This window comes from Rhizorhapis sp. (genome assembly GCF_035276005.1).
GTDB lineage: Bacteria > Pseudomonadota > Alphaproteobacteria > Sphingomonadales > Sphingomonadaceae > Rhizorhapis.
In genome coordinates this window covers 41,775-63,054 of the sequence record NZ_DATEMB010000013.1, presented here as the reverse complement: position 1 = coordinate 63,054, position 21,280 = coordinate 41,775, and the positions used below count along the sequence as shown (strand labels likewise).

At 60.8% G+C, this 21,280-nt stretch carries 31 protein-coding genes; all 31 read left to right on the top strand.

What is annotated here, in order from left to right; translation table 11 throughout:
* Nucleotides 1–314 precede the first annotated feature (314 nt).
* The 31 genes from rpsL to panB all read left to right on the top strand — a co-directional run bounded on the left by rpsL (nucleotide 315) and on the right by panB (nucleotide 21,258).
* Nucleotides 315–686 (top strand): 30S ribosomal protein S12, encoded by a 372-nt coding sequence (gene rpsL / locus VJS46_RS04750; RefSeq protein ID WP_106639566.1) that lies wholly within the window; start codon nucleotides 315–317, stop codon nucleotides 684–686.
* Between the two features lie 18 nt (nucleotides 687–704).
* Nucleotides 705–1,175 carry a 30S ribosomal protein S7 gene (rpsG, locus tag VJS46_RS04745; protein ID WP_324058200.1) on the top strand — a complete coding sequence of 157 codons (471 nt, stop codon included), beginning with the start codon at nucleotides 705–707 and terminating at the stop codon, nucleotides 1,173–1,175.
* A 101-nt stretch (nucleotides 1,176–1,276) separates the two neighbouring features.
* Nucleotides 1,277–3,349, top strand: coding sequence for an elongation factor G (gene fusA / locus VJS46_RS04740; protein WP_324058199.1), 2,073 nt, complete (start codon nucleotides 1,277–1,279; stop codon nucleotides 3,347–3,349).
* 84 nt (nucleotides 3,350–3,433) lie between these two features.
* On the top strand, nucleotides 3,434–4,624 hold the full coding sequence (gene tuf, locus VJS46_RS04735; RefSeq protein WP_324058198.1) for an elongation factor Tu: 1,191 nt from the start codon (nucleotides 3,434–3,436) through the stop codon (nucleotides 4,622–4,624).
* Between the two features lie 142 nt (nucleotides 4,625–4,766).
* On the top strand, nucleotides 4,767–5,078 hold the full coding sequence (gene rpsJ, locus VJS46_RS04730; RefSeq protein WP_014077880.1) for a 30S ribosomal protein S10: 312 nt from the start codon (nucleotides 4,767–4,769) through the stop codon (nucleotides 5,076–5,078).
* Between the two features lie 298 nt (nucleotides 5,079–5,376).
* Nucleotides 5,377–6,132 carry a 50S ribosomal protein L3 gene (rplC, locus tag VJS46_RS04725; protein WP_324058197.1) on the top strand — a complete coding sequence of 252 codons (756 nt, stop codon included), beginning with the start codon at nucleotides 5,377–5,379 and terminating at the stop codon, nucleotides 6,130–6,132.
* Nucleotides 6,133–6,135: 3 nt separating this feature from the next.
* Nucleotides 6,136–6,762, top strand: a complete 627-nt coding sequence (gene rplD / locus VJS46_RS04720; RefSeq protein ID WP_324058196.1) for a 50S ribosomal protein L4 — start codon at nucleotides 6,136–6,138, stop codon at nucleotides 6,760–6,762.
* Nucleotides 6,755–7,069: a 50S ribosomal protein L23 gene (locus tag VJS46_RS04715; protein WP_324058195.1), complete on the top strand. Its 315-nt coding sequence runs from the start codon at nucleotides 6,755–6,757 to the stop codon at nucleotides 7,067–7,069. Before rplD ends, VJS46_RS04715 begins: the two co-directional genes overlap by 8 nt.
* 14 nt (nucleotides 7,070–7,083) lie before the next feature.
* Nucleotides 7,084–7,920: a 50S ribosomal protein L2 gene (gene rplB, locus VJS46_RS04710; protein WP_324058194.1), complete on the top strand. Its 837-nt coding sequence runs from the start codon at nucleotides 7,084–7,086 to the stop codon at nucleotides 7,918–7,920.
* 3 nt (nucleotides 7,921–7,923) lie between these two features.
* Nucleotides 7,924–8,199, top strand: a complete 276-nt coding sequence (gene rpsS, locus VJS46_RS04705) for a 30S ribosomal protein S19 (RefSeq protein WP_324058193.1) — start codon at nucleotides 7,924–7,926, stop codon at nucleotides 8,197–8,199.
* Complete coding sequence (gene rplV, locus VJS46_RS04700) at nucleotides 8,199–8,582, top strand: 50S ribosomal protein L22 (protein ID WP_324058192.1); 384 nt, start codon at nucleotides 8,199–8,201, stop codon at nucleotides 8,580–8,582. The genes rpsS and rplV overlap by 1 nt, the downstream gene beginning before the upstream one ends.
* Nucleotides 8,583–8,585: 3 nt before the next feature.
* Complete coding sequence (rpsC, locus tag VJS46_RS04695; protein WP_324058191.1) at nucleotides 8,586–9,281, top strand: 30S ribosomal protein S3; 696 nt, start codon at nucleotides 8,586–8,588, stop codon at nucleotides 9,279–9,281.
* Nucleotides 9,282–9,341: 60 nt separating this feature from the next.
* The gene (rplP, locus tag VJS46_RS04690) at nucleotides 9,342–9,773 is read left to right on the top strand and encodes a 50S ribosomal protein L16 (RefSeq protein ID WP_324058190.1); all 432 of its coding nucleotides are present in this window, start codon (nucleotides 9,342–9,344) and stop codon (nucleotides 9,771–9,773) included.
* A 2-nt stretch (nucleotides 9,774–9,775) separates the two neighbouring features.
* Entirely contained in the window at nucleotides 9,776–9,982 is a 207-nt protein-coding gene (rpmC, locus tag VJS46_RS04685; protein WP_324058189.1) for a 50S ribosomal protein L29, read from the top strand.
* A gap of 13 nt (nucleotides 9,983–9,995) precedes the next feature.
* Nucleotides 9,996–10,259 (top strand): 30S ribosomal protein S17, encoded by a 264-nt coding sequence (rpsQ, locus tag VJS46_RS04680; protein ID WP_324058188.1) that lies wholly within the window; start codon nucleotides 9,996–9,998, stop codon nucleotides 10,257–10,259.
* A 183-nt stretch (nucleotides 10,260–10,442) separates the two neighbouring features.
* Entirely contained in the window at nucleotides 10,443–10,811 is a 369-nt protein-coding gene (gene rplN, locus VJS46_RS04675; RefSeq protein WP_324058187.1) for a 50S ribosomal protein L14, read from the top strand.
* Nucleotides 10,811–11,131 carry a 50S ribosomal protein L24 gene (gene rplX / locus VJS46_RS04670; RefSeq protein ID WP_324058186.1) on the top strand — a complete coding sequence of 107 codons (321 nt, stop codon included), beginning with the start codon at nucleotides 10,811–10,813 and terminating at the stop codon, nucleotides 11,129–11,131. The genes rplN and rplX overlap by 1 nt, the downstream gene beginning before the upstream one ends.
* The gene (gene rplE, locus VJS46_RS04665) at nucleotides 11,124–11,699 is read left to right on the top strand and encodes a 50S ribosomal protein L5 (protein ID WP_324058185.1); all 576 of its coding nucleotides are present in this window, start codon (nucleotides 11,124–11,126) and stop codon (nucleotides 11,697–11,699) included. Before rplX ends, rplE begins: the two co-directional genes overlap by 8 nt.
* 42 nt (nucleotides 11,700–11,741) lie before the next feature.
* Entirely contained in the window at nucleotides 11,742–12,047 is a 306-nt protein-coding gene (rpsN, locus tag VJS46_RS04660) for a 30S ribosomal protein S14 (protein WP_324058184.1), read from the top strand.
* A gap of 11 nt (nucleotides 12,048–12,058) precedes the next feature.
* Nucleotides 12,059–12,454: a 30S ribosomal protein S8 gene (rpsH, locus tag VJS46_RS04655; RefSeq protein WP_324058183.1), complete on the top strand. Its 396-nt coding sequence runs from the start codon at nucleotides 12,059–12,061 to the stop codon at nucleotides 12,452–12,454.
* A gap of 2 nt (nucleotides 12,455–12,456) precedes the next feature.
* Nucleotides 12,457–12,990: a 50S ribosomal protein L6 gene (gene rplF, locus VJS46_RS04650; protein WP_324058182.1), complete on the top strand. Its 534-nt coding sequence runs from the start codon at nucleotides 12,457–12,459 to the stop codon at nucleotides 12,988–12,990.
* Between the two features lie 3 nt (nucleotides 12,991–12,993).
* Nucleotides 12,994–13,347 (top strand): 50S ribosomal protein L18, encoded by a 354-nt coding sequence (rplR, locus tag VJS46_RS04645; protein WP_324058181.1) that lies wholly within the window; start codon nucleotides 12,994–12,996, stop codon nucleotides 13,345–13,347.
* A 2-nt stretch (nucleotides 13,348–13,349) separates the two neighbouring features.
* Nucleotides 13,350–14,054, top strand: coding sequence for a 30S ribosomal protein S5 (rpsE, locus tag VJS46_RS04640; RefSeq protein WP_324058180.1), 705 nt, complete (start codon nucleotides 13,350–13,352; stop codon nucleotides 14,052–14,054).
* A gap of 6 nt (nucleotides 14,055–14,060) precedes the next feature.
* Nucleotides 14,061–14,237, top strand: coding sequence for a 50S ribosomal protein L30 (gene rpmD / locus VJS46_RS04635; RefSeq protein WP_324058179.1), 177 nt, complete (start codon nucleotides 14,061–14,063; stop codon nucleotides 14,235–14,237).
* Nucleotides 14,238–14,307: 70 nt separating this feature from the next.
* Complete coding sequence (gene rplO, locus VJS46_RS04630; protein WP_324058178.1) at nucleotides 14,308–14,787, top strand: 50S ribosomal protein L15; 480 nt, start codon at nucleotides 14,308–14,310, stop codon at nucleotides 14,785–14,787.
* Between the two features lie 247 nt (nucleotides 14,788–15,034).
* A complete protein-coding gene (secY, locus tag VJS46_RS04625) occupies nucleotides 15,035–16,402 on the top strand; it encodes a preprotein translocase subunit SecY (RefSeq protein WP_324058177.1) in 1,368 nt (455 codons plus the stop codon).
* Nucleotides 16,403–16,432: 30 nt separating this feature from the next.
* On the top strand, nucleotides 16,433–17,083 hold the full coding sequence (locus VJS46_RS04620; RefSeq protein ID WP_324058176.1) for an adenylate kinase: 651 nt from the start codon (nucleotides 16,433–16,435) through the stop codon (nucleotides 17,081–17,083).
* Nucleotides 17,084–17,873: 790 nt separating this feature from the next.
* Nucleotides 17,874–19,433: a glutamine-hydrolyzing GMP synthase gene (guaA, locus tag VJS46_RS04615; RefSeq protein WP_324058175.1), complete on the top strand. Its 1,560-nt coding sequence runs from the start codon at nucleotides 17,874–17,876 to the stop codon at nucleotides 19,431–19,433.
* 49 nt (nucleotides 19,434–19,482) lie between these two features.
* Entirely contained in the window at nucleotides 19,483–19,836 is a 354-nt protein-coding gene (locus VJS46_RS04610; RefSeq protein WP_324058174.1) for an ArsC family reductase, read from the top strand.
* A 37-nt stretch (nucleotides 19,837–19,873) separates the two neighbouring features.
* Nucleotides 19,874–20,257: a RidA family protein gene (locus VJS46_RS04605; RefSeq protein ID WP_324058173.1), complete on the top strand. Its 384-nt coding sequence runs from the start codon at nucleotides 19,874–19,876 to the stop codon at nucleotides 20,255–20,257.
* 128 nt (nucleotides 20,258–20,385) lie between these two features.
* Nucleotides 20,386–21,258 carry a 3-methyl-2-oxobutanoate hydroxymethyltransferase gene (gene panB, locus VJS46_RS04600; protein WP_324058172.1) on the top strand — a complete coding sequence of 291 codons (873 nt, stop codon included), beginning with the start codon at nucleotides 20,386–20,388 and terminating at the stop codon, nucleotides 21,256–21,258.
* Nucleotides 21,259–21,280 lie beyond the last annotated feature (22 nt).

Genomic DNA, 21,280 nt, shown 5'->3' with positions numbered 1-21,280 from the left:
AGGGGGGGCGGGGCTGTAATTACGTAGATCCCGCATCTGGCCGACCGTGCCGGCAACGAAAACAGGCTGAAAATCCCGGCCGATTGGCATTGACCATGAGAGGCGCCGGAGCTATAGGGCGCGCCTGCTTTGCGGCTCGCTGGCCGGGAATCGCTCCCGAACTTCCGCTTCAGGGCAGGCTTTTTGAGCTTGAACATTGCCGGGTGCCTGTACGGACCTGGGGGGTCATGGACCGCCGGGGTCTTTTTTCTATTGGGAATATCCCAATGGCGCAGGTGGGCCGGTAAAGTAACTAGACAAAGGTGAAGGGCTTCATGCCGACGATTAACCAGCTGATCCGCAAGGGTCGCGAGCCGCAGAAGGCGCGCTCGAAAGTTCCCGCGATGGAGGCGAACCCGCAAAAGCGCGGCGTTTGCACTCGCGTCTATACCACGACCCCGAAAAAGCCGAACTCGGCTCTGCGCAAGGTTGCCAAGGTTCGCCTGACCAACCAGCGCGAAGTCATCAGCTATATTCCGGGTGAAGGTCACAACCTTCAGGAGCATAGCGTGGTACTCATTCGCGGCGGCCGCGTACGCGACCTTCCCGGTGTGCGCTACCATGTGCTGCGCGGCGTTCTGGATACCCAGGGCGTCAAGGACCGTAAGCAGAGCCGTTCCAAATACGGCGCGAAGCGTCCGAAGTAAGAAGGGGAGACCAGAGCCATGTCACGTCGTCGTCGCCCTGAGAAGCGAGTTATTTTGCCCGATCCCAAGTTCGGAGATCAGGTGCTTTCCAAATTCATGAACAGCGTCATGCTGGACGGCAAGAAGTCCGTTGCGGAATCCATCGTCTATGGCGCGCTTGAGACCATCGAGGCCAAGGCCAAGAAGGATCCGCTGCAGATGTTCCATGATGCCCTCAACAATGTGAAGCCGGGTATTGAAGTCCGCAGCCGCCGTGTTGGCGGTGCGACTTATCAGGTCCCGGTTGAGGTTCGTCCGGACCGCGCACAGGCGCTGGCTATTCGCTGGCTGATCTCCGCCGCGCGTTCGCGCAGCGAGACCACCATGGCGGCCCGCCTTTCCGGCGAACTGCTCGATGCTGCGAACAATCGTGGCAATGCGGTCAAGAAGCGGGAGGATACCCACCGCATGGCCGAGGCGAACCGTGCATTCTCGCACTATCGCTGGTAATATTTGATTGCTATGGCCCCGCCCGAGTGTGGGGCCATAGCAATCCCTCGCACTCTATTTGAACGAACGCGCCGGTTGTGCCGGCACATGGAGTATAGATCATGGCCCGCAGCCACCCGCTCGAGCGTTACCGCAATTTTGGTATCATGGCGCATATCGACGCCGGAAAGACGACCACGACCGAGCGTATTCTCTATTACACCGGCAAGTCCTACAAGATCGGCGAAGTCCATGACGGCGCCGCCACAATGGACTGGATGGAACAGGAGCAGGAGCGCGGCATCACCATCACGTCTGCTGCGACGACTTGTTTCTGGCAGGACCACCGTCTGAACATCATCGACACCCCCGGCCACGTCGACTTCACCATTGAAGTGGAGCGTTCGCTGCGCGTGCTCGACGGCGCCGTGGCGGCGTTTGACGGCGTTGCGGGCGTCGAGCCGCAGTCGGAAACGGTGTGGCGTCAGGCGGACAAGTACAAGGTGCCGCGGATGTGCTTCATCAACAAGCTCGACCGCACCGGTGCCAATTTCTATTATTGCGTTCAGACGATCATCGACCGTCTGGGCGCGACCCCGGCCGTGCTTTATCTCCCCATCGGTGCGGAAAGCGATTTCAAGGGCCTGGTCGACCTGGTCGAAAATCGCGCGATCATCTGGAAGGACGAGAATCTCGGCGCTGAGTTCAGCTATGAGGAAATCCCGGCTGATCTCGCCGACAAGGCTGCCGAATATCGCGAAAAGCTGATCGAGCTCGCCGTCGAGCAGGACGACGAGGCGATGGAAGCCTATCTTGAAGGCAATGAACCTGACGTCGCGACGCTCAAGGCGCTGATCCGCAAGGGCACGCTCAATCAGGCGTTCGTGCCCGTGCTGTGCGGCTCTGCGTTCAAGAACAAGGGCGTGCAGCCGCTGCTCGACGCCGTCGTCGACTATCTGCCGAGCCCGCTCGACATTCCCGACGTCCAAGGCGTCAACCCCGACAGCAACGAGCCGGACAGCCGTGCCACGGCCGACGATGCGCCGTTCGCGGGCCTTGCGTTCAAGATCATGAACGACCCGTTTGTGGGCTCGCTCACCTTCCTTCGCGTCTATTCGGGCACGCTGACCAAGGGCAGCTATCTGAACTCGGTAAAGGACAAGAAGGAAAAGATCGGCCGCATGCTGCTCATGCATGCGAACAGCCGTGAGGACATCGACACGGCCTATGCCGGCGACATCGTCGCCCTTGCAGGCCTGAAGGAAACCACCACCGGCGATACGCTGTGCGCCGAGCGGCAGCCGATCATCCTGGAGCGCATGGAGTTCCCCGAGCCGGTTATCGAGCTGTCGGTTGAACCCAAGACCAAGGCCGACCAGGAAAAGATGGGCATCGCGCTCAATCGTCTGGCTGCCGAGGATCCTTCCTTCCGCGTCTCGACCGACCATGAATCGGGCCAGACGATCATCAAGGGCATGGGTGAGCTTCACCTCGAAATCCTCGTCGACCGCATGAAGCGCGAGTTCAAGGTCGAGGCTAATGTCGGCGCGCCGCAGGTGGCTTACCGCGAATATCTCGGCAAGAAGGTCGACATCGACTATACCCACAAGAAGCAGTCGGGTGGTTCGGGTCAGTTCGGCCGCGTGAAGGTGACCGTCATCCCCGGCGAGCGCGGTTCGGGCTTCCAGTTCTTCGACGAGATCAAGGGCGGCAATATTCCGCGCGAATATATTCCGTCGGTCGAGAAGGGCTTCCGCGAGACGGCTGAGACGGGCTCGCTGATCGGCTTCCCGATCATCGACTTTGAGGTGCACCTCACGGACGGCGCCTATCACGACGTCGACTCGTCGGCGCTGGCGTTCGAAATCTGCGCCCGCGGCGCGATGCGTGAAGCGGCTCAGAAGTCGGGCATCAAGCTCCTTGAACCGATCATGAAGGTCGAGGTCGTGACCCCGGAGGAATATCTGGGCGACGTCATCGGCGACATGAACTCGCGGCGCGGTCAGATCCAGGGCACCGACACGCGCGGCAATGCGCAGGTTGTCGAGGCCATGGTGCCGCTCGCCAACATGTTCGGCTATGTGAACCAGCTCCGCTCCTTCACCCAGGGACGCGCGAACTATTCCATGCAGTTCTCGCACTATGAAGAAGTGCCGCAGAATGTTGCCGACGAAGTGAAAGCAAAGCTGGCATAATTATTTTTTGATGCTATGAGCGCCACTTCGCGAGGCGTCCCCAAGCGGTCAAACCACGATATTTGGACAAGAAGGTAGGGAAAAATGGCGAAAGCTAAGTTTGAGCGGACGAAGCCGCACTGCAATATCGGCACCATCGGTCACGTCGACCACGGCAAGACCACGCTGACCGCGGCCATCACCAAGGTTCTGGCCGAAACCGGCGGCGCCGAGTTCACCGACTATGCCAACATCGACAAGGCGCCTGAAGAGCGTGAGCGCGGCATCACCATTTCGACGGCGCACGTCGAATATGAAACGCCTGCCCGCCACTATGCGCACGTCGACTGCCCCGGCCACGCCGACTATGTGAAGAACATGATCACCGGCGCCGCGCAGATGGACGGCGCGATCCTGGTGGTGAACGCTGCTGACGGCCCGATGCCGCAGACCCGCGAGCACATTCTTCTCGCCCGTCAGGTCGGCGTGCCTGCTCTGGTCGTTTACATGAACAAGGTCGACCAGGTCGACGACGAGGAACTGCTTGAGCTCGTCGAGCTCGAAGTCCGCGAGCTGCTGTCCAGCTACGACTTCCCCGGCGACGATATTCCGATCGTGAAGGGTTCCGCTCTCGCCGCCCTCGAAGGCCGCGATGACAATATCGGCAAGAGCTCGATCCAGGCTCTGATGGAGGCTGTCGACAGCTACATTCCACAGCCCGAGCGCCCGATCGACAAGCCCTTCCTGATGCCGATCGAAGACGTGTTCTCGATCTCCGGCCGTGGTACGGTTGTCACCGGCCGCGTCGAATCCGGCATTGTGAAGGTTGGTGAAGAAGTCGAAATCGTCGGCATCAAGCCCACCAAGAAGACCACCGTCACCGGCGTTGAAATGTTCCGCAAGCTGCTCGACCAGGGCCAGGCTGGCGACAATATCGGCGCGCTGATCCGTGGCGTGGGCCGTGAAGAAGTTGAGCGCGGTCAGGTTCTGGCCAAGCCCGGCACGATCACCCCGCACACTGACTTCGACGCTGAAGTCTATGTCCTGTCGAAGGAAGAAGGTGGCCGTCACACGCCGTTCTTCGCCAACTACCGTCCGCAGTTCTACTTCCGCACGACCGACGTCACCGGTGAAGTTGTTCTGCCCGAGGGCACGGAAATGGTCATGCCCGGCGACAATGTGAAGCTGGCCGTTAAGCTCATTGCCCCGATCGCCATGGACCCGGGTCTCCGCTTCGCTATTCGCGAGGGCGGCCGTACCGTCGGTGCAGGGGTTGTCAGCTCGATCACCAAGTAATATAGGCAGCGGGCCGTTCGAATCACTGGGTTCGAGCGGCCCGAATTTTTTCGCCGCCCCGGATCGTTCCTCTCCGGAATGCAAATTCTAGAGGACAAGCAGGGGCGGTTTGTTTTTTGGCTCTTTCTCATCGGTAATGGACATGGAAACGCAGAATATCCGCATTCGCTTGAAGGCTTTTGATCATCGTGTGCTCGATCAGGCCACCGGCGACATTGCCGACACCGCCCGCCGCACTGGTGCGCTCATCCGCGGTCCCATTCCGCTGCCGACGCGCATCGAAAAGTTTACGGTGAACCGCGGCCCGCACATCGACAAGAAGTCGCGGGAGCAGTTCGAGGTCCGCACCTACAAGCGCATGCTTGACATTGTGCAGCCGACGCCGCAAACGGTCGACGCGCTGATGAAGCTGGATCTGGCTGCCGGCGTAAACGTCGAGATTAAATTGGCGTAAGCCAATTTGTCCCGGGCTTGGTCCGGGGCCCAGGGTGGCTTTAGCTGGCTCTGGTTTCCTGCCTTCGCAGGAATGCAAGTTTGGGAAGCGAAAGCTTCCAAGGCGAATAGGGATACCGCACGGATCGCCTTCGGGCATTTACCGTGGTCCTGGTCCCCCGTCGCCTCCGCATTAGTGGAGGCATCCAGCCCAGACGGGGTGATTTGAATTTGGGTTGGCCGCAAGGGAGAAATCCTGAGCGGTTTTTTCGTTGGATACGCCCGCCGCTTCAGGTGGGCCTCTGTTGGGAGAACTGATCATGCGTACTGGCGTGATCGCGAAGAAGATGGGAATGACTCGCCTGTTCCAGGACGATGGCCGCCACGTGCCGGTCACTGTCCTCAGTCTTGAACAGTGTCAGGTCGTTGCCCGCCGCGAGGTCGAAAGGGATGGCTATGTTGCCGTTCAGCTCGGCGCCGGCGCCGCGAAACCGAAAAATGTCGCCAAGCCGCAGCGCGGCCACTTCGCCAAGGCTGAAGTGGAGCCGAAGCTGCAGGTTGCTGAATTCCGTGTCGCCGATGACGCGCTGCTGGACGTTGGGGCCGAACTTTCGGCCGACCATTTCGTCGCAGGCCAGTTGGTCGACATCACTGGACATACCCAGGGTAAGGGCTTTGCGGGCGCGATGAAGCGCTGGGGTTTCGGTGGTATGCGCGCCACCCACGGTGTTTCGATCTCTCACCGTGCGCACGGTTCGACCGGTAACCGCCAGGATCCGGGCCGCGTCTTCAAGAACAAGAAGATGGCGGGCCATATGGGCGACCGTCAGCGCACCCAGCAGAATCTGGAAATCGTCCGCACCGACGCAGAGCGCGGCCTTCTCTTCGTAAAGGGCAGTGTGCCCGGTTCGAAGGGCACGTGGCTGCTCGTCAAGGATGCGGTAAAGGTCGCTCGCCACGCCGAGGCGCCTTATCCCGCCGGCCTCAAGCAGGCTGTGAACAACAATGACGCTCCCGCGAACACGCCGGCTGAAGAAGCTGCTGCTCCGGAAGCCGCAGAAGGCCAGGAGGGCTAAACCATGAAGGTCAAGGTTCAGACCCTCGACGCGCAGGGCAATGGCGACCTGGAGCTCAATGAGGCCGTATTCGGTCTTGAGCCCCGCGCTGACATCCTGCATCGCGTCGTCACCTGGCAGCTCGAAAAGCGCCGCGGCACCGCCCGCGCTGCTCGGGAGCGCAGCGACGTCGCCCGCACCGGCAAGAAGTTCGGCCGCCAGAAGGGTGGCGGTACGGCCCGTCACGGTGACCGCAAGGCGCCGGTCTTTATCGGCGGCGGTAAGGCTCATGGTCCCCGCGTTCGCGACTTCAATCCCTCGCTGAACAAGAAGGTTCGCGCGCTGGGGCTCAAGATGGCGCTGTCCGCGAAGGTCAAGGATGGTTCGCTGGTCGTTCTCGACAATCTCGATGTTGCCGAGGGCAAGACGAAGGTGCTGGCTGGCCAGCTCGAAGCGCTGGGCCTTGCCAAGAAGGCTCTGTTCATCGACGGCGACGCTGTCAATATGAGCTTCGCCAAGGCATCGTCCAACATCGTGGGCGTCAATGTGCTCCCCGCCGTGGGCGCTAATGTCTACGACATTCTGAAGCATGACCAACTGGTGCTCACCCGCGCCGCGGTCGAAAAGCTGGAGGCGCGTTTCAATGGCTAAAAAGCAGGCTCAGGCCATCGACAACCGCCATTATGACGTAGTTGTAGCGCCGGTCATCACCGAGAAGTCGACGCTGCTGTCCGAGCATAACGCCGTCGTTTTCAAGGTCGCCAAGGATGCGTCCAAGCCGGAGATCAAGGCTGCGGTGGAAGCGCTGTTCGGCGTGTCCGTGAAGGCCGTCAACACGCTTGTCCAGAAGGGCAAGACGAAGCGCTGGAAGGGGAAGCCCTACACGCGTTCGGACGTAAAGAAGGCGATCGTGACGCTGGCTGAAGGTCAGTCGATCGACGTCACCACCGGTATCTGAGGCGGAAGAGAATAATGGCACTCAAGCATTATAATCCGACAAGCCCGGCCCAGCGCGGCCTGGTTCTGGTCGACAAATCCGGCCTCTGGAAGGGCAAGCCCGTCAAGGCACTGACCGAGGGCAAGCGTAAGACCGGCGGCCGCAACAACAAGGGTCATGTGACCTCGCGCGGCATCGCGGGCGGCCACAAGCAGCGCTATCGTTTCATCGATTTCAAGCGCCGCAAGTGGGACATGGAAGCGACGGTGGAACGTCTGGAATATGACCCCAACCGCACAGCCTTCATCGCGCTCATCAAATATGAGGATGGCGAGCAGAACTATATTCTGGCGCCGCAGCGCCTCGCCGTTGGCGACAAGGTCGTTGCAGGCAAGAAGGTGGACGTGAAGCCCGGCAACGCCATGGAGCTTTCGCAGATGCCGGTCGGTACGATCATCCACAATGTGGAGATGAAGCCGGGCAAGGGCGGCCAGATTGCGCGTTCGGCAGGCACTTATGCGCAGCTTGTCGGCCGTGACCGGGGCCTTGTCATCGTTCGCCTGAATTCGGGTGAGCAGCGTTACATTCGCGGCGAATGCATGGGCACGGTGGGCGCGGTCAGCAACCCTGACAACGCCAATACCAACCTTGCCAAGGCAGGCCGCAATCGCTGGCTGGGCCGCCGTCCGCTGACGCGTGGTGTGGCCAAGAACCCGGTGGACCACCCGCATGGCGGCGGTGAAGGCCGCACCTCGGGCGGCCGTCATCCGGTGACCCCGTGGGGCAAGCCGACCAAGGGCGCCCGCACCCGCCACAACAAGGCGACCGACAAAATGATCATCCGGTCGCGTCACGCGAAGAAGAAGAGGTAAGAGATGGCCCGCTCCGTCTGGAAAGGTCCTTTCGTGGACCTGCATCTGCTGAAGAAAGCGGAAGCCGCGCAGGAAGCTGGCGGCCGTGCGCCGATCAAGACCTGGTCGCGCCGCTCCACCATTCTTCCGCAATTCGTTGGCCTGACGTTCAACGTCTATAATGGCCGCAAGCATGTTCCCGTTTCGGTGAACGAAGACATGGTCGGTCACAAGCTGGGTGAATTCGCGCCGACGCGCTACTTCCCCGGTCATGCCGCCGACAAGAAGGGCAAGCGCTAATGGGCAAGCAGGCAGCTCCCCGTCGGGTAGCCGACAATGAAGCGCTGGCGGTTGGCACCTCCATCCGCGGCAGCGCGCAGAAGCTCAACCTGGTGGCGGCGCTCATCCGCGGCCGGAAGGTGGAAGAAGCGCTGAACATCCTCACCTTCTCCAAGAAGGCGATGGCGGTTGACGTTCGCAAGGTGCTGGCCTCGGCCATCGCCAACGCGGAAAACAACCATAATCTGGACGTCGACGCGCTGGTCGTGGCGGAGGCTTCGGTGGGCAAGAGCATCACGATGAAGCGTTTCCATGCGCGCGGCCGCGGCAAGTCGACCCGTATCCTGAAGCCGTTCAGCCGGGTCCGCATCGTCGTTCGCGAACAGCAGGAAGAAGAGGCGTAAGTCATGGGTCAGAAGAGCAATCCGATCGGGCTTCGCCTGCAGATCAACCGGACCTGGGACAGCCGCTGGTTCGCGGAAGGCCAGGATTATGGCCGTCTGCTGATGGAGGATCTCAAGATCCGCCAATATATCATCAAGAACCTGCCGCAGGCCGCGATCTCCAAGGTCGTGATCGAGCGTCCGGCCAAGCTTTGCCGCGTCAGCATCTATGCCGCGCGTCCGGGGGTCATCATTGGCAAGAAGGGCGCGGACATTGAGAAGCTGCGCCGGAAGCTGGGCGAGTTCACCTCCAGCGATGTGAGCCTGAACATTGTCGAAATCCGCAAGCCGGAAATCGACTCCAAGCTCGTTGCGCAGGGCGTCGCCGACCAGCTCGAGCGTCGTGTCGCCTTCCGCCGGGCCATGAAGCGCGCGGTGCAGTCGGCCCTGCGTCTGGGCGCCGAAGGCATCCGCATCACCTGCGGCGGTCGCCTGGGCGGCGCGGAAATCGCCCGCGTGGAATGGTATCGCGAAGGCCGCGTTCCGCTGCACACGCTGCGCGCGAATGTCGATTATGCCGAGGCCGAGGCCCACACCGCTTATGGCGTGTGCGGCATCAAGGTGTGGATTTTCAAGGGCGAAATCCTTGGCCACGATCCGATGGCGACGGACCGGCTGATGATGGAAGCGCAAACATCGGGGGTCCGGCCGGCGCGATAAGAGGGCAACCTTGAGCGTCGCCTGATCGGCCGAACCAACGGTGTCAGAAGGTAACAAGACATGCTGCAACCAAAGAAAATGAAGTTCCGCAAGGCCTTCAAGGGCCGGATCAAGGGCGATGCGCCCGGCGGCACGACCCTCAATTTCGGTTCCTATGGCCTCAAGGCCCTGGAGCCCGAGCGCGTTACCGCGCGTCAGATCGAAGCGGCCCGCCGCGCGATCACACGCCACATCCGCCGTCAGGGCCGCTTGTGGATCCGCGTCTTCCCGGACGTGCCGGTTTCAAAGAAGCCTGCCGAAGTCCGTCAGGGTAAGGGCAAGGGTTCGGTCGAATATTGGGCAGCGCGGGTGAAGCCCGGCCGCATCCTGTTCGAACTGGACGGCGTGCCCGGTCCGCTCGCCGCCGAGGCGTTCAGCCGCGCAGCGATGAAGCTGCCGATCAAGACTAAGGTCGTGGCGCGTCTCGGCGACACGTCGCATCTGGGAGCATGACAATGACCAAGATTGCCGACCTCAAGGTGAAGACCGACGATCAGCTTTCCGAGCAGTTGGGTGAGCTGAAGCGGGAGCAGTTCAACCTGCGCTTCCAGGCTGCGACCAACCAGCTCGAGAAGCCGAGCCGCATGCGCGAGGTGCGCCGCGCCATCGCCCAGATTAGGACCCTTCAGACTGAGCGCTCGCGCGCCGCTGAAGCGAAGTAAGGAAGGAAAGACCATGCCCAAGCGCGTGCTGACGGGAACGGTTGTTTCCGACAAGACCGACAAGACCGTGGTGGTGAAGGTGGAGCGCAAGGTGAAGCACCCGCTCTACGGCAAGATTATCCGCCGGTCGAAGAAGTACCATGCCCATGACGCGGAAAACGCGTTCAAGGAAGGCGAAACCGTGCGGATCGAGGAGACCGCGCCGATTTCCAAGCTGAAGAGCTGGAAGGTGATCGAGCGCGTCGATACGCGGAAGGCGCCCGAAAAGGCGGCATAAGGAATAGAAGTCCCGTTCGCCCGGAGCTTGTCGAAGGGCATTTCTTCTCTTCTGAAGGAGCGAAGAAGCAGGAATGGGACTTCGACAGGCTCAGCCCGAACGGTCGATAGACCAGAAGGGTTGTGAGATTTGAGTGGAACCCCCGGGACATCCCGGAAGGCCAATTGAGAAGGAACCGGATCAATGATCCAGATGCAGTCAAATCTTGATGTCGCTGATAACAGCGGCGCCAAGCGCGTCCAGTGCATCAAGGTGCTGGGCGGGTCGAAGCGGCGCTTCGCCGGCGTCGGCGACATCATCGTCGTGTCGGTGAAGGAAGCTGCCCCCCGCGGTCGCGTGAAAAAGGGCGACGTGCACCGTGCCGTCATCGTCCGCACCGCCAAGGACGTCCGCCGTCCCGACGGTTCGGTCATCCGCTTCGACGGCAACGCCGCCGTTCTGGTGGGCAAGAATGACGAGCCCATCGGCACCCGCATCTTCGGCCCGGTCGTGCGCGAACTGCGCGCGAAGAAGCACATGAAGATCATCAGCCTGGCTCCGGAGGTACTGTAATGTCCGCTGCCAAGATCAAGAAGGGCGACAAGGTGGTTGTCCTGTCCGGTAAGGACAAGGGCCGCACCGGCAATGTCGTGAAGGTTCTGCCCAAGGACGGCAAGCTGGTCGTCGAGGGTGTCAACATCGCTGCGCGCCACCGCAAGCCGACCCAGCTCAACCCGCAGGGCGGCATCGAGCGTTCGGAAGCGCCGCTGCATATTTCCAAGGTGGCTATTGCCGATCCGAAGGACGGCAAGCCGACCCGCGTCCGTTTCGAGGAAAAGGACGGGAAGAAGGTCCGCGTGGCCGTAAAGTCCGGGGAGACCATCGATGGCTGACAAATATGTGCCTCGGCTGAAGACCGTCTATGACGAGAAGATCGCCAAGACGATGACCGAGAAGTTCGGCTACAAGAACGTCATGGAAGTTCCGAAGATCGAGAAGATCGTTCTGAACATGGGCGTTGGCGAAGCCACCCAGGACAAGAAGAAGGTCACCTCGGCGGCTGAGGAAATGGAATTGATCGCTGGCCAGAAGCCGGTCATCACCAAGGCCAAGAAGTCGATCGCCCAGTTCAAGCTGCGCGAAGGCATGCCGATCGGTGCCAAGGTGACTCTGCGCCGCGAGCGGATGTACGAGTTCCTCGACCGTCTGGTGACGATCGCGATGCCCCGCATCCGCGACTTCCGTGGTCTGAACCCTAAGAGCTTCGACGGCCGTGGCAACTATGCTTTCGGCATCAAGGAACAGATCATCTTTCCGGAAATCAACTATGACCGCATCGACAAGGTGCGCGGCATGGACATCATCGTAACCACCACCGCGAAGACGGACGACGAGGCCCGCGAACTGCTGCGCCTGTTCGGTTTCCCGTTCCCCGCAGAGGCAGAGAAGCAGGCCGCGTAAGCGGTGCTGCTTCCTTACAGGAAAAGGAAGAGAACTTAAGTCATGGCGAAACTGAGTTCGATCAACAAGAATGAGCGTCGCAAGAAGTTGGTGAAGAAGTATGCCAACAAATATGCGAAGCTGAAGGCAGTTGCGGCGGATGAAAGCCTGGATGAAACCGAGCGTCTGATCGCGCGCCTGAAGCTGGCGGAAATTCCCCGCAACGGAAATCCCACCCGTGTCCGCAACCGTTGCGAAGTGACGGGCCGTCCGCGCGCCTATTACCGCAAGTTCCGGCTGTGCCGTGTGCAGCTCCGCGATCTGGCCAACAAGGGCCTGATCCCCGGCGTCACCAAGTCGAGCTGGTAAGGATAAGATAGATGGCATTGACCGATCCTCTGGGTGATATGCTCACCCGCATCCGCAACGGCCAGCAGGCGCGCAAGGACAGCGTCGTGAGCCCTGCATCGAAGCTCCGCGTGCGCGTCCTCGACGTGCTGCAGCGCGAAGGCTATATCCGCGGCTATGCCGAGGAAGATCTTGGCAAGCACAAGGGCCTGCGCATCGAGCTGAAATATTTCGAAGGCCAGCCCGCGATCCAGCATGTCGCGCGCGTGTCGAAGCCCGGCCGCCGCGTCTATTCCGGTTCGAAGGAACTGCCCGTGGTCCGCAACGGCCTTGGCATCACCATCGTTTCGACGCCCAAGGGCGTGCTGTCCGATCAGGAAGCGCGTGACCAAAATGTCGGCGGCGAAGTCCTGGCGGAGGTATTCTGACCATGTCACGCATCGGAAAACGTCCGGTCGCCATCCCTGCCGGGGTTACCGCGACCATTGAAGGCGGCCTGCTCTCGGTCAAAGGACCCAAGGGCACGCTCACCCTGCCGCTCGCTGACGAAGTCACCTATGCCATCGAGGATGGCGCGATTTCGGTCCAGCCAGCCAATGCCACCAAGCGTGCCCGCTCCTATTGGGGCATGCAGCGTACGTTGGTGCAGAACCTGGTGACGGGTGTCACCGAGGGCTTCAGCAAGGTGCTGGAAATCACCGGCGTCGGGTACCGTGCCAATGCGCAGGGCAAGAACCTGAAGCTGCAGCTCGGCTACAGCCACGATGTCGATTTCGCCATCCCCGAAGGCATCGAGATCAAGACCCCGGACAACACGACGGTCGAAATCTCAGGCACCGACAAGCAGAAGGTGGGCCAAGTCGCGGCTGAAATCCGCCGCTGGCGCAAGCCGGAGCCTTATAAGGGCAAGGGCATCAAATATCGCGGCGAGTTTATCTTCCGCAAAGAAGGCAAGAAGAAGTAAGCCATGGCGAAACTCTCTCTCTTTGAACGGCGCCGTCGCCGCGTTCGCACCGCCCTCAGGAGCCGCGCGGGTGGCAAGGCGCGTCTGTCCATCCACCGCTCTGGCAAGCATATCTATGCCCAGGTCATTGACGATGCGGAGGGCAAGACCGTTGCCGCAGCGTCGACCCTGGATAAGGATCTGCGCGGCACGTCGGGCGCCAATGCGGCCGCTGCTGCCGAAGTCGGCAAGCGCGTTGCTGCAGCCGCCACCAAGGCCGGCGTGACCAAGGTCGTTTTCGACCGCGGCGGCTTTCTTTTCCACGGACGCGTCAAGGCGCTGGCGGATGCCGCGCGTGAAGGCGGATTGGAGTTCTGATCATGGCAGAAGAAAACAACATCGAAGCCGAAGCCGTCATTGGCGTTGAAGGCGAAGCGCCCCAGCAGGAAGGCCGGGGCCGTCGCGGACGCGGTGGCCGTGGCGGAGAACGCGGCGAGCGTGGCGGCCGTGGCCGTCGCGACGACCGTCGTCCCCGCGAGGAGGAGCAGGGCGAAGAGCTGATCGAAAAGCTCGTCCACATCAACCGCGTTTCGAAGACGGTGAAGGGCGGTAAGCGCTTCGGTTTTGCCGCGCTCGTGGTTGTCGGCGATGGCAAGGGCCGTGCGGGCTTCGGCCATGGCAAGGCTCGCGAAGTGCCCGAGGCGATTTCCAAGGCGACTGCTTCGGCCAAGAAGAAGATGGTTCGCGTGCCGCTGAAGGAAGGCCGCACGCTGCATCATGATGGCAAGGGCCATTTCGGCGCCGGCAAGGTGACGCTGCGTTCGGCTCCGGCCGGTACGGGCATCATTGCGGGCGGTCCGATGCGCGCTGTGTTCGAGAGCCTGGGCGTTGCGGATGTGGTGACCAAGTCGGTCGGCACCTCCAACCCCTATAACATGATCCGGGCGACCTTCTCGGCGCTTGGTGAACAGACCAGCCCCAAGTCGGTGGCCCAGCGTCGCGGCAAGAAGGTTGCCGACCTGCTGCGCCGTGGCGGCGCTTCCGAAGCGGTTGCGCAGGCTGACGCTGAAGCGATTGTGGAGTAAGCCCCCATGGCGAAGATCAAGATCAAGCAGACGGGCTCGCCCATCCGCCGCCCTGAAGCCCAGCGCAAGGTGCTGGTCGGCCTTGGCCTGAACAAGCTGCACCGGGTCGTGGAACATGAAGATACGCCGGAAATCCGGGGCATGATCCAGGCGGTGCGTCACATGGTCGAGGTGGTTGAATAAACCCGGCAGGCCCCTCTCCTTCAGGGGAGAGGGAAGTTAGCGCGAACATAGCGAAAGCGAGTGCAAAAATATGAAACTGAACGACATTTCCGATAATGCAGGCGCGCGCAAGGGCCGCATGCGCGTCGGCCGGGGCATCGGCTCGGGCAAGGGCAAAACCGCCGGTCGCGGTCAGAAGGGTGCGAAAGCGCGTTCTGGCGTTTCGATCAACGGCTTCGAGGGCGGTCAGATGCCGCTCCACATGCGCCTGCCGAAACGCGGCTTCAACAATATCTTCCGCAAGGACTATGCTGAAGCCAATCTGGGCGCGGTGCAGAAGGCGATCGATGCTGGCAAGCTCGATGCGTCGGCGACCGTCGATCAGGCGGCGCTGAAGGCCGCTGGCCTGGTGCGCGGCGGGAAGAATGGTGTCCGTCTGCTCGCCAAGGGCGACTTCAAGGCGAAGGTCAGCTTCGCTGTTGCCGGCGCTTCCAAGGCAGCCGTCGAGGCGGTGGAAAAGGCTGGCGGCAAGGTCGAGATCCTTGCCAAGGCGAAGGCTGCAGCGGAATAAGCATCGGCCGGATAGTTGCGTGAACGACCCCGCCTGCCCAAATGGTGCAGCGGGGTCGTCATGTTTCTGGCTAACCTAGTTGCCGGACGGACCCATCTCCCGGCGTTGTGGCTATCGGACGGCGCAGGAGATGGATTCCTGCTTTCGCGGGAATGATGAAAGGCATTCGACTTCCCGCACGCAGCCCGCTAAGGGATTCCATCAAACGCTTCCCGGCGCATGAATATGATCGAGGTTTAAGGCAAATATGGCATCGAGAGCCGACCAGCTTGCATCCAATCTGAGCCTGGCGAAATTTTCCCAGGCCACTGACCTCAAGAAGCGCCTCTGGTTCACCCTGGGTGCGCTGATCGTGTTCCGCTTCTTGAGCTTCGTTCCGCTGCCGGGTATCGATCCGACAGTGCTTTCGCAGCTTTATGCCCAGACCAAGGGCGGTGTTCTCGATATCTTCAACACCTTTTCGGGTGGTTCGCTGGAGCGCATGAGCCTCATTGCGCTGGGTGTCATGCCCTATATTACCGCGTCCATCGTGGTGCAGCTCGCGGCATCTCTCTCGCCAACGCTCGCCGCCATCAAGAAGGAAGGCGAAAGCGGGCGTAAGAAGCTCAACCAATATACCCGCTATGGCACGGTCGGCCTGACCGCCATTCAGGGCTACTTCATTGCCGTCGGTCTTGAAAGCTATGGGGCGCAATCGGGACTGCAAGCGGTGGTCGAGCCCGGCATGCTGTTCCGCGTCGCGGCCGTCGTCTCGCTGATCGGGGGCACCATGTTCCTGATGTGGCTGGGCGAGCAGATCACCAGCCGGGGCATCGGCAATGGCGTGTCGCTGATCATCATGGCGGGCATTGTTGCACAGCTTCCGGTGACCCTCACCAATTTGTTTCAGAGCGGCCGGGAAGGTTCGATCTCCGGCCTGCTCATCATGGGGGTCATAGTGCTGGCGCTGGGCCTCATCGCCTTCATCTGCTTCATGGAGCGGGCGCAACGCCGCGTGCTGATCCAATATCCCAAGCGCCAGACGCGTCAGGGCATCATGCAGGCGGACCGCAGTCACTTGCCGCTAAAGGTCAACACGGCGGGCGTTATTCCCCCCATCTTTGCCTCATCGCTGCTGCTGATGCCGCTTACCATCTCTCAGTTCGCGGGCAATCGTGTCGCGGGTGAAAGCGCCTGGGGTGATTTCATTATTGAGCTCAACCAGTGGCTCGCCCATGGCACCCCGGTTTACATGGCGCTCTATGGCCTTGGCATTGTGTTCTTCTGCTTCTTCTACACGGCTGTTGTCTTCAATCCCGAGGAAACCGCCGAGAATCTGAAGCGCAATGGCGGCTTCATTCCGGGTATCCGGCCGGGCAAGAATACCGAAACCTATCTGGATTATGTGCTCACCCGCATCACGGTGATCGGCGCAGCCTATCTGGCGTTTATCTGCCTTGTGCCGGAATTTCTGATCGCTCGCGCGGGCATTCCCTTCTATCTTGGAGGAACCAGTCTGTTGATCGTCGTGAACGTTACAGTAGACACGGTGACGCAGATTCAGAGCCATCTCTTGGCCCATCAATATGGGGACCTCATCAAGAAGGCGAAGCTAAAGGGCGGACGCCTGCGTTAAACTGGCTTCTTACAGGGGAGTAAGCCACTCATGAACATAATTTTACTGGGGCCTCCGGGCGCAGGAAAGGGCACCCAGGCGAGCCGTCTTGAGGCGGAGCGCGGAATGGTCCAGCTTTCAACGGGGGATATGCTGCGGGCGGCAGTGAAGGCAGGAACGCCGATCGGCCTCAAGGCAAAAGCCGTCATGGACGCAGGAGAACTGGTTTCCGACGAGATCGTGTCAGGTATCATCGGCGACCGCCTGGACGAATTGGGCGCTGACACCGGCGTCATCTTTGACGGTTATCCCCGGACCGCCGCCCAGGCCGAATCCCTGGATCAGATTCTTGCCGACCGCGGCCGGACACTTGATCATGTCATTGAACTGGCGGTGGATGAGGATGCGCTGGTCGAGCGAATTACCGGCCGCTTCACTTGTGCGGCCTGCGGCGAGGGTTATCACGACAAGTTCAAGCTGCCCGCGAAAGAAGGCGTCTGCGACAAATGCGGGGGGACGGATTTCAAACGCCGGCCGGACGACAACGAGGAGACGGTTCGTACCCGCATGGCGGAATATCGCGCTAAAACAGCGCCGATCCTCCCGATCTACGAAGCGCGGGGAATTGTCAGCCGGGTGGATGGTATGGCCGATATGAAGGAAGTGTCGTCCGCGATCGGGGCCATACTCGAGGGCTGCTGAGAGGGACCCTGTTTGTGGATTGGGCTTGTCGAGGAGAGCTGAAGGCGCCTCGACAAGCGACGCCTGGCCGACAACATGATCCCGGGTTGACACTGCGAAGGATGAGGGGGCTTGCCTCCGCCGGAGCACCAATACAGCCTGAGACAGGCAAGTTCGGAAAACTGCTGAAACAATTGCCCAAAAATGAAAACCGCCCCTCTGGCTTTAGGCCCGGGGCGGTCGTTCAAATCAGGCGAAGAGGACGGTAGAGTAGGTCAGTACGTTGACTGCCACCGTTACCAGGCCCACCGCCCCGTAGAGCGCGATGCGCATTTCAATTGCTCCTTGCAGTTTTCTTGCATCGCGGCCCTATGCCGCCGAGAGAACGTTCGCAAACGCAAAAAAATTATTGCAGTTGCACAAAACGCAACAACTCACGGCGCCTTTCCACCGGCTCGCCGTGCTCCATCCCCTCAAACCGCCTTGCAGCGGCGAACCTTCAATCTGAGCAATCGTTGGCCTTGAGCTGTCGAAGCCTGACCAGAGCGATGCCGCCAGTCGGCGCCGGGGGCATATTCTTTCTTCTGAAGAAAAAAGGGGACTTCGACAAGCTCTGCCCGAACGGCGGTTCGCTAGACTGGTGGAATGAGCAGTAAGCAAGTGGTCAGAGCTTGGCGTTGCGCAGAATGAGCTCCCTTGGGAAACACAGCGTCACAGCATGTCCCCGTTCGGATTTTCACAAAATAAGGTTCCAACCCGCTTGAAACTGCATTAACCGGCGCGTTGATCCCAAGGTGAAGAAGGCGAATCCATGACTGTTCCGGGCCACGAATCCATCCTGATCGTCGACTTCGGCAGCCAAGTGACTCAGCTCATTGCCCGCCGCGTCCGCGAAGCCGGCGTGTATAGCGAAATTGCCCCCTTCAGCATGGCTGCAGAGGCCTTTGAGCGGATGAAGCCGAAGGGGATCATTCTCTCCGGTGGTCCCGCGTCCGTGACTGATGAAGGCAGTCCCCGCGCGCCGCAGCAGCTTTTCGAGGCGGGCATCCCTATCCTCGGCATCTGCTATGGCCAGCAAGTGATGACCGCGCAGCTCGGCGGCAAGGTTGAAGGCGGCGAGAGCGGCGAGTTCGGCCGCGCCTTTATCGAAGTGTCCGATAGCTGCACTCTCTTCGACGGTCTTTGGAAGGAAGGCGAGAAGCATCAGGTGTGGATGAGCCATGGCGACAAGGTCACGGCCTTCGCTCCGGGATTCAAAGTCGTGGCGGTCACCGATGGCGCGCCCTTCGCGATCATCGCGGACGAGACGCGCAAATTCTATGGCATGCAGTTTCACCCGGAGGTCGTCCACACCCCCGATGGCGCAAAGCTGATCGCCAATTTCGCCCGTCATGTCTGTGGCCTGGCAGGCGATTGGACAATGGCCGAGTTTCGCGCCACCAAGATCGCCGAAATCCGTCAGCAGGTCGGCAAAGGGAAGGTGATCTGCGGTCTATCCGGTGGCGTCGACAGCGCGGTTGCCGCTGTCCTCATCCACGAAGCCATTGGCGATCAACTGACCTGTGTCTTCGTCGACCACGGCCTGATGCGCCAGGGCGAGGCGGAGCAGGTCGTGAGCCTTTTCCGGGGCGCCTACAATATTCCGCTCGTGCATGTGAATGCGGAAACGCTGTTCCTCAACGGCCTGGAAGGTGTCACTGACCCAGAGGCAAAGCGCAAGTTCATCGGGAAGACCTTTATCGATGTCTTCGAGGAAGAAGCGCGCAAGATTGGCGGAGCCGATTTCCTGGCGCAGGGAACGCTTTACCCGGATGTCATCGAGAGCGTCAGCTTCACCGGCGGTCCCTCGGTCACCATCAAAAGCCACCATAATGTCGGCGGCCTGCCCGAGCGGATGAACATGAAGCTGGTCGAGCCGTTGCGCGAGCTGTTCAAGGATGAAGTCCGCGAATTGGGCCGCGAGCTTGGGCTCCCCGAACATTTCGTCGGCCGCCATCCCTTTCCGGGGCCGGGCCTTGCCATCCGCATTCCGGGCGAAGTCACCCGCGAACGCTGCGACATCCTCCGCAAGGCAGACGCGATCTACCTTGAGGAAATCCGGAATGCGGGCCTTTATGATGCGATCTGGCAGGCCTTCGCTGTTCTTCTCCCCGTTCGCACGGTCGGAGTTATGGGCGATGGGCGTACCTATGACAGCGTCTGTGCTCTGCGCGCGGTGACCTCGACGGACGGCATGACTGCTGACGTCTATCCATTCGATTCCACTTTTCTGACCCGAACGGCCACGCGGATCGTCAATGAAGTGAAGGGCATCAACCGCGTGGTTTACGATTATACCTCAAAGCCTCCCGGCACCATTGAGTGGGAGTGAACTGTAATAAGGAGCGTTAGCGCTGCCGCCTTTCTTCCTGGGAGCATCCATGACCATCACCATGTACGGGATCAAGAATTGCGATACGATCAAGAAGGCCCGGACATGGCTTGAGGGGAGGGGCGTGCCTTACGCCTTTCATGACTATAAGGTTGCGGGCGTCGACGCCGCCACCCTGGATAGCTGGATCGGCCAGGTCGGTTGGGAACCGCTCCTCAACAAGGCTGGCACCACGTTCAAGAAGCTGCCCGACGCTGACAAAACGGATATTGATGCGGCAAAGGCCAAGGCGCTAATGATTGCACAGCCTTCGATGATCAAGCGACCGGTGCTTGACGTCGATGGAAAACTGCTTGTCGGTTTCAAGGCCGATCAATATGAGCAAGCGCTGGCAACCGCCTGAACAAATTTCTTCCCTTCTGACGCAGGATCCCCGCTCGATGGCACGCACCCTCATTTCCTCCGGCTCGCCTTTTGAAAAGACTGTCGGCTACAGCCGCGCCGTGGTGCAGGGGGACTGGTGCTTTGTTGCCGGTACGACGGGCTATGATCCTGAAACCCGCGAAATGCCCGAAGATGTGAAGGCGCAAGCGCGCAACGCTCTGGCGGTCGTTGAAAAGGCGCTGGCGGAGGGGGGCTTCGCGCTCGCCGATGTGGTTCGTGCGACTTATTATATCACTGACATGTCCTATTGGGACGAGGTCGGACCCGTTCTGGGCGCAGTCTTCGGAGACATCCGCCCGGCCGCGAGTTGCATCGTCTGTGGCCTTGTGAAGCCCGAGATGAAGTTCGAGGTGGAGGTAACCGCCCTTCGCCGGGCGTGAATTGGCGGCTATTTGGTCGCGGCCGTCACATGACATTGGCCGTTGTTCCTGCCGGGACGAAGACATGGAAATGCCAAAGAACCACCCGGCACTGGCTAAGCGCTGGAAGGATCGTTAGAAGATAGTCCATGTCCACGACCTTCACCATCGACACGTCCACTTCCCGTGCGCATCCTACGCCCGCGCCGATGAAGCGGCTTACTGTTCCTGCCCTGCGGCAGCGCAAGATCAACGGGCAGACGGCCGAACCCATCGTCATGCTGACGGCATACACCGCCCGCATGGCGCAGTTGCTTGACCCGCATTGCGACGTTCTGCTGGTCGGCGACAGCCTGGGCCAGGTGATCTACGGTCTGCCCTCGACGATTCCGGTGACGCTCGACATGATGTGCAATCATGGCGCGGCGGTAGTACGGGGTAGCTATCATAGCCTTGTCATCGTCGACATGCCCTTTGGCAGCTATGAAGCTTCTCCGGCGCAGGCGTTCGAAAATGCGGCGCGGATATTGCGGGAAAGCGGCGCTGCCGGCGTCAAGCTGGAGGGCGGGGAGGCAATGGCGGAAACCATTGAGTTCCTTTCCGCGCGGGGCATCCCCGTCTGTGCCCATGTGGGCCTGACGCCACAGGCGGTGAACGCATTGGGCGGCTATGGTGCGCGTGGACGAAGCCAGGCCGAAGCGGAGAAGATCCTGCGCGACGCCAAGGCGGTGGAGCAGGCGGGCTGCTTCATGCTGGTGATCGAAGGAGTGATGGAAGACATCGCGAATGAGGTGACCGCATCGACATCCTGCCCGACGATCGGCATTGGCGCGTCCGCCAATTGTGACGGCCAGGTGCTGGTGATCGACGACATGCTGGGCATGTTCGAACGCGTGCCCCGCTTTGTGAAGCGCTATGGGAACGCCGCCGATACGATCTCCACGGCTGTCGCCCAATATGCTGCCGACGTCCGCAGCCGTGCCTTTCCGACCACGGATCAGGTCTACCGGCCCAAAAAGTGATTTTCCTAATGTACTTCCGCCG